Annotated in this window: 8 protein-coding genes and 1 riboswitch; all 8 genes read left to right on the top strand. The window is 45.4% G+C overall.

Features of this window, described 5'->3' with window-relative positions:
* Nucleotides 1–319: 319 nt before the first annotated feature.
* The 8 genes from R7Q48_RS22525 (at nucleotide 320) to thiH (ending at nucleotide 8,860) form a co-directional block, all read left to right on the top strand.
* Nucleotides 320–1,702, top strand: coding sequence for a multicopper oxidase family protein (locus R7Q48_RS22525; protein WP_256903394.1), 1,383 nt, complete (start codon nucleotides 320–322; stop codon nucleotides 1,700–1,702).
* A gap of 123 nt (nucleotides 1,703–1,825) precedes the next feature.
* Nucleotides 1,826–2,209, top strand: coding sequence for a fluoride efflux transporter CrcB (crcB, locus tag R7Q48_RS22520; protein ID WP_005378811.1), 384 nt, complete (start codon nucleotides 1,826–1,828; stop codon nucleotides 2,207–2,209).
* A 60-nt stretch (nucleotides 2,210–2,269) separates the two neighbouring features.
* Nucleotides 2,270–2,368, top strand: a riboswitch (TPP riboswitch).
* 163 nt (nucleotides 2,369–2,531) lie between these two features.
* Nucleotides 2,532–4,472: a phosphomethylpyrimidine synthase ThiC gene (thiC, locus tag R7Q48_RS22515; protein ID WP_047102555.1), complete on the top strand. Its 1,941-nt coding sequence runs from the start codon at nucleotides 2,532–2,534 to the stop codon at nucleotides 4,470–4,472.
* The gene (locus tag R7Q48_RS22510; protein ID WP_054577290.1) at nucleotides 4,472–5,887 is read left to right on the top strand and encodes a thiamine phosphate synthase; all 1,416 of its coding nucleotides are present in this window, start codon (nucleotides 4,472–4,474) and stop codon (nucleotides 5,885–5,887) included. Before thiC ends, R7Q48_RS22510 begins: the two co-directional genes overlap by 1 nt.
* Nucleotides 5,874–6,647 (top strand): HesA/MoeB/ThiF family protein, encoded by a 774-nt coding sequence (locus R7Q48_RS22505; RefSeq protein WP_047102553.1) that lies wholly within the window; start codon nucleotides 5,874–5,876, stop codon nucleotides 6,645–6,647. Before R7Q48_RS22510 ends, R7Q48_RS22505 begins: the two co-directional genes overlap by 14 nt.
* Nucleotides 6,648–6,685: 38 nt before the next feature.
* Nucleotides 6,686–6,940: a sulfur carrier protein ThiS gene (thiS, locus tag R7Q48_RS22500; RefSeq protein ID WP_047102552.1), complete on the top strand. Its 255-nt coding sequence runs from the start codon at nucleotides 6,686–6,688 to the stop codon at nucleotides 6,938–6,940.
* A gap of 5 nt (nucleotides 6,941–6,945) precedes the next feature.
* The gene (locus tag R7Q48_RS22495; RefSeq protein ID WP_005397059.1) at nucleotides 6,946–7,713 is read left to right on the top strand and encodes a thiazole synthase; all 768 of its coding nucleotides are present in this window, start codon (nucleotides 6,946–6,948) and stop codon (nucleotides 7,711–7,713) included.
* A gap of 34 nt (nucleotides 7,714–7,747) precedes the next feature.
* The gene (gene thiH, locus R7Q48_RS22490) at nucleotides 7,748–8,860 is read left to right on the top strand and encodes a 2-iminoacetate synthase ThiH (RefSeq protein WP_047102551.1); all 1,113 of its coding nucleotides are present in this window, start codon (nucleotides 7,748–7,750) and stop codon (nucleotides 8,858–8,860) included.
* The last annotated feature ends 92 nt before the right edge of the window (nucleotides 8,861–8,952 follow it).

Raw genomic sequence — 8,952 nt, 5'->3', positions numbered from 1 at the left:
GGGTGTAGCTCCAATTGGCAGAGCAGCGGATTCCAAATCCGCGTGTTGGGAGTTCGAATCTCTCCACCCCTGCCATATATCAGGCTCTGACTTAGGTCAGAGCCTTTTTTGTATCTGGTTTCTTCTCATTATTACAGCTTATTTCTACTCTTATCCCGTAAGTATGGCTTTCTGCTGTACTTTGGCAGCATTTAATCTACTGAACGAACGAAACTACAGTTAGCTGTAATGATCAGTGGCCCGAAATTTTAATAATAAAGGGGAATCACTATTTATATTTAGTTACACTCAACCGATCTGGATTAATGAGTAACTATGTATGGATATATCTCGTCGACGCTTTCTTCAATCATCCTTAGCAATCTCCGCGCTTACCGTTCTACCTGCATGTTCTCTATCTAGGAGCACTAATAAGCAGGGGCAATATATATACGATATTACTGCAGAGCCTTCTACTGCAGAATTGGTCCCTGGGTTTAACACAGACGTACTCGCATTTAATGGTTCGATTCCAGCGCCTACGATTCGTTGTCGCCAAGGCGAGAGAGTTATAATTCGGTTTACTAACAAGCTTTCAGAGCCGACTACAATCCACTGGCATGGCTTGCGAATCCCTATTGAAATGGATGGTGTACCTTTCTTAAGCCAGTTGCCTATCATGCCGGGTGAAACATTCGTTTATGAATTTACACCACCAGATGCGGGCACATTTTGGTATCACCCACATATGAATAGTGTGAAGCAGCTTGGTAAGGGCTTAGTTGGGCTAATTATCGTTGAAGAGGCTGAGCCTGTTCTATTTGATGAAGAACAGGAAATAGTTCTAAAGCATTGGCATTTAGACAAACAAGGTCAGTGGAAGAACCTTATGGTACCGCGCTTGAGCGCTCGTATGGGGACTCCCGGAGAGTGGAGTAGCGTCAATGGTGTGCATGAACCTGTTTATACGCTGAAGCAGAATGCTACCACGCGATTAAGAATTGCTAATGTCGATAACACCATTACTTACCCGATCGCTATAGAAGGGGCAGAGGCTTGGGTTATTGCTATAGATGGTAATCCTGTTAAAACGCCTTATAAGCTCACTCAGCACAAAATTGGTCCAGGAATGAGGTTAGATATCGGATTGATTGCTCCGAAGGTTGGAAAACGTGTTTATGTGCGTCAAATGAAAGGACGCTTCCCATTCCCTTTGTGCGAGTTTGACGTTGTTGAGTCTGACCTGCCGAACAACCAGAAACTGCCTTTATTACCTCTCAACCCTGTGCCAGCTCTCGATTTGAAAAATGCAGAGCAAATCGATTATGTGTTTGAGTGGGAGGGCGCGATCACTCCTGCTGATAAATCGGGCAAAGCGATACCTAAATTCTGGCTGATGAACAAACGGGCTTGGGAGGGAATGAGCAAAGATAATATTCCGCCGCCCCTTTCAACATTGGAGATGGGAAAAACCTATATCTTCAACCTAAAGAACGTCACCCAATATCATCATCCTATTCACCTTCATGGACACACATTTACGGTTCTTGAGTTAGATGGAAAAAAACTCGACGAACCGTTTCATACCGATACGGTCTTGTTTGGAAAAAACGGCAGTGCGAAAGCGGCATTTGTTGCAGATAACCCTGGACGTTGGATGTACCATTGTCATGTAATTGAACATATGAAGACGGGTTTGATGGGTTACATCGAAGTAAAGTGACTCCTGTAACTTTTAAAATCTTGATAAGTTTTAAGCGCTATACTTTGCTGAATTCTAAGATTGTATAATCACTATTGCCGTAAATTTGATTACAATGTCGCCATTAACTTTTCTGGGGGAATTATGGGACAACTATCCGTTTTGGGTTTTATTGCATTGGGTGGTGCATTTGGTGCATGTTCTCGTTACTTAATTTCTGAACTTTGTGTCATTTTATTGGGGCGTGGTTTTCCATATGGTACGTTAACCGTTAACGTTGTTGGCTCATTTATGATGGGCTTATTGATAGCAGCTTTCGATAATGAACTTTTGGCAACGGAACCTTGGCGACAAGTGATTGGCTTGGGTTTTTTAGGCGCACTAACGACGTTTTCCACCTTCTCGATGGATAATGTGTTGCTTATGCAGCAGGGCGCTTTCTTTAAGATGGGGTTGAACGTATTGTTGAATGTCGTGTTAAGTATTTCAGCGGCGTGGATTGGCTTTCAATTATTGATGCGCAGCTAGCAAAGTAGTTAAAAATTGAACAGGTCGGCTTGGTTTCACCAAGCCGTTTTTATATACTGACATCACTTGTCGGAGTGCCATAAGGCTGAGACCGTTAATTCGGGATCCGTTGAACCTGATCAGATTAGAATCTGCGAAGGGAACAAGAGAAGATATTCACACCGGAGTTCTTTCTGGTTGACCTATCAAAAGTCGAATGTTGTTACAGGCAAATATCGTAAGCTTTAACTAGCCTTAATTTGACTCCTCTTGTCGCATCTATCCGCCAAGCATTTTTATCCAATTACTTTTTATCTAGTATAACAAAGCAAGGAAAAATGCTATGTCGAGTCGCAAACAAGCGAGACTGGAAGCAAAACAGTTCATTGATACACTCTCGGTACAACCGTACCCCAATTCAAGCAAAGTCTACGTAGAAGGCTCACGTCCAGATATTCGTGTGCCAATGCGTGAAATATCACTCGCTGATAGCCTTATTGGAGGCACAAAAGAAGCGCCTATATTCGAACCTAATGAGCCAGTACGCGTTTACGATACGTCGGGTGTATACACAGATCCAGAGCACACCATAGACCTCTATAACGGCTTACCTAAGCTGAGAGAAGGGTGGATTGAAGAGCGCGCCGATACTGAGCTACTTGATGAAGTAAGCTCGGTGTACACCAAAGAACGCTTAGAAGACGAAACACTAGACGATCTTCGTTACGGTAATCTACCACGTATTCGACGTGCCAAAGATGGCCATTGTGTGACTCAATTGCACTATGCTCGCAAAGGCATTATTACCCCAGAAATGGAATATATCGCGCTGCGTGAAAACATGGGGCGTGCCAAGTATCGCGATGAAGTGCTGAATCAACAGCATCCGGGTCAAAGCTTCGGAGCGAACCTACCAAAAGATATTACCGCCGAATTCGTGCGCAAAGAAGTCGCCGAAGGTCGCGCTATTATCCCTTCCAATATTAACCACCCAGAATCCGAACCAATGATCATTGGACGTAACTTTTTGGTCAAAGTGAACGCAAACATCGGTAACTCATCGGTCACTTCTTCGATTGAGGAAGAAGTAGAGAAGCTCGTTTGGGCGACACGTTGGGGTGGAGATACCGTTATGGATCTCTCTACTGGACGTAACATCCACGAAACTCGCGAGTGGATTCTACGTAACAGTCCGGTTCCGATCGGTACCGTACCAATGTATCAAGCGCTTGAGAAAGTGAATGGTGTTGCGGAAAACCTTAACTGGGAAGTGATGCGCGATACCCTGATTGAGCAAGCAGAGCAGGGCGTTGACTACTTTACTATCCATGCCGGTTTACTACTTCGTTATGTGCCAATGACTGCAAAACGCGTTACTGGCATCGTCTCTCGTGGTGGTTCTATCATCGCGAAATGGTGTTTAGCGCATCACCAAGAAAGTTTCTTATACACCCATTTCCGAGAGATCTGTGAAATCTGTGCTAAGTACGATGTCGCACTATCTCTTGGTGATGGTCTGCGTCCTGGCTCGGTTGCTGATGCTAACGATGAAGCGCAATTTGCAGAGCTTCGTACTCTTGGCGAATTGACCAAGGTTGCGTGGGAATACGACGTACAGGTGATTATTGAAGGCCCTGGTCATGTTCCAATGCATATGATCAAAGAGAACATGGAAGAGCAGTTAGAGCACTGTCATGAGGCTCCTTTTTATACCCTTGGTCCATTGACGACAGACGTCGCTCCAGGTTACGACCATATTACTTCAGGCATCGGCGCTGCCATGATTGGTTGGTATGGCTGTGCAATGCTTTGCTACGTAACTCCTAAAGAGCACCTTGGTTTACCAAACAAAGAAGACGTGAAAGTAGGCATGATCACTTACAAGCTTGCTGCGCACGCCGCTGATTTAGCGAAGGGACACCCTGGTGCACAAGTTCGTGATAACGCGCTTTCTAAAGCTCGCTTTGAGTTCCGCTGGGAAGACCAATTTAACTTGTCGCTCGACCCAGATACCGCACGCGCTTTCCATGATGAAACCTTGCCTCAAGAGTCTGGCAAAGTTGCTCACTTCTGTTCGATGTGTGGACCAAAGTTCTGCTCGATGAAGATCTCGCAAGAGGTACGAGAGTATGCGAAAGACACTGAGCAAGTTGCTGCGGACCAAGCTATATCGATCAAAATGCTGGATGATCCTCTTGAGGGGATGCGTCAGAAATCGCAAGAATTTAGAGAGTCAGGTTCTGAGCTATACCACCCAGCAGCACATGCCGAGGTAAGTGACTAATGAGCAAAATCCTTATTCCGTCATCGTTGATTGAACTGACAGGTTTAGTTCAGCAATGTTTGTTGTTGGCGAAAGAACAGGGTTTTAGCATAGAAGACATTGAGTTGGGTGTGAGCCCAACTCAATCTATTCAGCTTGTTCGCGGCCAACAGACCACACACATAACGACTGATCTCATTGATGATTATGACTCTGAGCATGAGAGTTCATTTGTGCTCTATTACCGTTCTGCTTTGTCGGTAGAAGCGTGTGCTAAGCAACCGTCGAAAGCGATTTATATTGGTATTGCTGATACTCAGGTATCCGATGAAAAGGAGAAAGTGCTTCAGCTTGATATCTGGCGTCACCCAATTAACAACGAAGTGAGAGCGCTTTCCGTTAAGTCCAAATTCAACGCAATGTTCGATCCTGAACATCACCTTGCTTGGATAGTAACGCTGACAGTACTCGATTTTCCTATCGAAGATGCGTTAACACTTGCTCGAGGAATGTTAACTCAACAAGCGAATGTTTCACGTGAAACACTGTTGAATGACAATCTTGACGAGGGAAGATCTACTCAGTGGGCTGACCAATTTGATGATTTCCCCACACCTGTACTGGAAGATAACCGACTCGATATTCAAGTTGGTTGGTCTGCACAAGGCGAGAGCGTTAGCTTTCCAACTCTGACTAAGCAAAGTTTAGGGCTCTATCCAGTCGTTGATGATGTTGCTTGGATTGAACGTCTATTGCCACTAGGCATCAACACTATTCAACTGCGAATCAAGAACCCACAACAAGCCGATTTAGAACGACAGATCATTCGAGCAATTGAGCTAGGTCGTCAGTATCAAGCACAAGTGTTCATCAATGACTATTGGCAGTTGGCAATCAAGCATGGCGCTTATGGCGTTCACCTAGGACAAGAAGACATAGAAGAATCGAATTTGGCTCAGCTAACTAAAGCCGGTATTCGTCTTGGTCTTTCTACTCATGGTTATTACGAACTACTGCGCATCGTACAAATTCATCCTAGCTACATCGCGCTAGGGCATATTTTCCCAACCACCACAAAACAGATGCCATCGAAACCACAAGGTTTAGTGCGTTTGGAACTGTATCAAAAGCTGATTGATAGCATTCCTTATACAAACACAGAGGCTGCTTTCCGTCCTTCAAAAGACAAAGCAGTTAGTGACAATGTGCTTGGCTTTCCGACGGTTGCGATTGGTGGTATTGACCAATCTAATGCAGCCCAAGTTTGGCAAACAGGTGTTTCTAGTTTGGCTGTTGTGCGAGCTATTACGTTGGCAGAATCACCTCAGTCCGTCATCGAGTTCTTCGCACAACTGATGAAGGAAAGACAGCTAACGTTTACTGATCAGAATAGTGAATTAGCGGATACCAAGAGAGGCGAACATGCTCACGGATAAGCAGTTCCTTCGCTATCAGCGCCAAGTCGCTCTGCCTGAAATTGCCGAAATTGGGCAAGAGCGTTTGAGCAAATCGCATGTGCTGATCATCGGTTGTGGTGGGTTAGGGAGCGCAGCGAGTTTGTACTTGGCATCCGCGGGCGTTGGTAAATTGGTTGTGGTTGATGACGATGAAGTTGATAGCAGTAACCTACAGCGTCAGATCATTTATCGTGAACAAGACCTCCAAGTTGCGAAAACAGAAGCGACTGTAAAGCAACTTACTGAACTTAATTCTATGGTTCAAATTCGTGCTCTCAATAAGCGATTGGACAAAGCACAGCTTCAGCTTGAGGTGATGCTAGCGGATATGGTGCTCGACTGCACCGATAACATGCCAACGCGCCAGCTCATTAACCAAGTTTGTTTCGAGCAAAATACGCCGCTCATCTCGGCGGCAGCAATTGGTTGGCAAGGGCAATTCGCTGTCTTTGATTACCAAACACTAAGTGAACAAGAAGCGCAGAGTAAAGCCTGTTATCGCTGTTTGTATCCGTTCGACGAATTACCGCAAACGCAAAAGTGCATTGAGAGCGGTGTCGTCGGTCCGGTGGTGGGTACACTTGGCAACTACCAAGCGATAGCGGCAATTCAAAAACTGGCGACGGGAAAGTTTCATGTCGAGACTGCCAAGTTACACCTGTTCGATGGATTGAAGCTGCAATGGCAAACCATGGCGATAAGTAAAGATAAACAGTGCCAAGTGTGTGCTCAGATTTAGCTTACGAGTAATGGGCAGAATTAAGAGAGTTGGAAGCAATGACTTTATCAGAACAACAAACAACACAAATGACCGCTGCTGACTTAGATGTGATCACTATTGTCATCAATGACCAGTCACATCAAGTTGCCATTGAGTCGAATCTAAAGCAAATCATTAGTCAATTTGCGCTGCCTGAAATGGGCTGTGTTTTTGCAATTAATAACAATGTTGTGCCGCGCAGTGAGTGGGCTAGCACAGTTCTTTCACAGGGAGATAGCATCTCTTTGTTTCAAGCGATCGCAGGGGGTTAAAGTCGATGCTTAAAATTGGTGATAAACAATTCGAATCAAGACTGTTCACGGGAACAGGGAAGTTTGCCAACAGCCGATTAATGGCAGAAGCGATTCAAGTGTCGGGCTCTCAACTTGCGACCATGGCGTTGAAACGTGTCGATGTGAACGACCAACAAGACGATATTTTGCTGCCGTTAGTACAAGCGGGTGTGAACTTATTGCCGAACACCTCGGGTGCAAAGAATGCTAAAGATGCTGTGTTTGCTGCGCAACTGGCGCGAGAAGCGTTGGGTACTAATTGGTTAAAACTAGAAATTCATCCAGACCCGAAGTACTTGATGCCCGATCCAATTGAGACACTTGCTGCCGCTGAACAACTGGTTCGTGAGGGTTTCATTGTCCTTCCTTATTGTCATGCTGACCCGGTTCTGTGTAAACGATTGGAGGAAGTGGGCTGTGCTGCGGTCATGCCATTAGGTGCGCCGATCGGTTCTAACAAAGGGATAGTTTCTCACGATTTCCTAGAAATCATTATCGACCAAGCTAATGTTCCTGTCGTTGTCGATGCGGGTATTGGCGCACCTTCACATGCCGCGCGTGCGATGGAAATGGGCGCGGATGCCGTACTCGTCAATACCGCGATTGCAGCTTCGAGCGATCCCGTTGCGATGGCGAAGGCATTTAAGTTGGCGGTAGAGTCGGGGCGTATGGCTTATGAAGCCGGACTTGCAGGTAAGGTTTCTCATGCGGTTGCGTCGAGTCCACTGACGTCATTCCTAGATGAGCTTTAGCCCTAGATTGGTTTAGCTATTAAGCGAGGAAAACATGAGCTTCGTTGAACAATTTAAGCAGCTTAATTGGGATGACATTTCGATGTCGATCTATGCGAAAACGGCACAAGATGTTGAGCGAGCATTGAATAAACCCAAGCGTGATTTGGAAGACTTTAAAGCGCTAATTTCACCAGCGGCTGAAGCGTACTTAGAGAAAATGGCACAACTGTCATACTCGGCAACTCGCAAGCGTTTTGGTAATACCATGTCGCTTTATATTCCATTATACCTTTCTAATTTATGCGCCAATGCTTGTACTTATTGTGGCTTCTCGATGGAGAACAGAATCAAGCGTCGTACCTTGAATAGGGACGAAGTGGCTGCAGAAGTCGAAGCCATCAAACGCATGAAGTTCGATAGCGTATTGCTGGTGACTGGCGAACACGAAACCAAAGTGGGAATGAAATACTTCCGCGAAATGGTGCCGATGATTAAGCAGCGCTTTAACTATTTGGCGATGGAAGTACAACCGCTAGATCAAGACGAATACGCCGAGCTTAAGACATTGGGTTTGGATGCGGTGATGGTCTATCAAGAAACGTATCATCCTTCGACTTATGCCGAACACCATTTGCGTGGCAATAAGATGGATTTCGAATACCGATTGGATACACCCGATCGTCTTGCAAAAGCGGGCATCGATAAGATCGGTATTGGCGCTTTGATAGGATTGGAAGAGTGGCGTACCGACTGCTTTTATGTGGCAGCGCACTTGGACTATCTTGAGCGCACGTATTGGCAGACTCGTTACTCTATTTCATTTCCGCGTTTGCGTCCTTGTGAGGGCGCGCTCCAACCAAAATCAGTCATGACGGATAAGCAGCTTGTGCAGTTGATTTGCGCTTATCGTTTATTAAATCCAGAAGTGGAATTGTCATTATCGACTCGCGAATCACCGAAGTTTAGAGACAATGCATTGCCGTTAGGTATTACCAGTATGTCTGCGGCATCGAAAACTCAGCCGGGTGGTTATGCGATGGATGATGTTGAACTCGAGCAGTTTGAGATCAGCGATGAGCGAAGCGCGAGTTCTGTGGAAGATATGATTCGAGCGAAAGGATTTGACCCAGTATGGCGAGATTGGCACTCGGCGTATTCTGGTTAAGTAGCAAAGAAAGGCACTGGTCATCGTTATGTTTCACGTGAAACATAAGTAAAGAAAAGAGGGTTGATGCAAAACATCAACCCTCTACTTTT

Source organism: Vibrio sp. 378 (assembly GCF_033339435.1).
The sequence above is the reverse complement of the archived record's forward strand: the minus strand, read 5'-3'. Positions and strand labels throughout refer to the sequence as shown.

Bases quoted from the DNA above. Each gene is read 5' to 3' on its own strand.
- R7Q48_RS22510 (WP_054577290.1), top strand. From the start codon at position 4,472: ATGAGCAAAATCCTTATTCCGTCATCGTTGATTGAACTGACAGGTTTA.
- R7Q48_RS22505 (WP_047102553.1), top strand. From the start codon at position 5,874: ATGCTCACGGATAAGCAGTTCCTTCGCTATCAGCGCCAAGTCGCTCTG.
- R7Q48_RS22525 (WP_256903394.1), top strand. From the start codon at position 320: ATGGATATATCTCGTCGACGCTTTCTTCAATCATCCTTAGCAATCTCC.
- R7Q48_RS22495 (WP_005397059.1), top strand. From the start codon at position 6,946: ATGCTTAAAATTGGTGATAAACAATTCGAATCAAGACTGTTCACGGGA.
- thiC (WP_047102555.1), top strand. From the start codon at position 2,532: ATGTCGAGTCGCAAACAAGCGAGACTGGAAGCAAAACAGTTCATTGAT.
- crcB (WP_005378811.1), top strand. From the start codon at position 1,826: ATGGGACAACTATCCGTTTTGGGTTTTATTGCATTGGGTGGTGCATTT.
- thiH (WP_047102551.1), top strand. From the start codon at position 7,748: ATGAGCTTCGTTGAACAATTTAAGCAGCTTAATTGGGATGACATTTCG.
- thiS (WP_047102552.1), top strand. From the start codon at position 6,686: ATGACTTTATCAGAACAACAAACAACACAAATGACCGCTGCTGACTTA.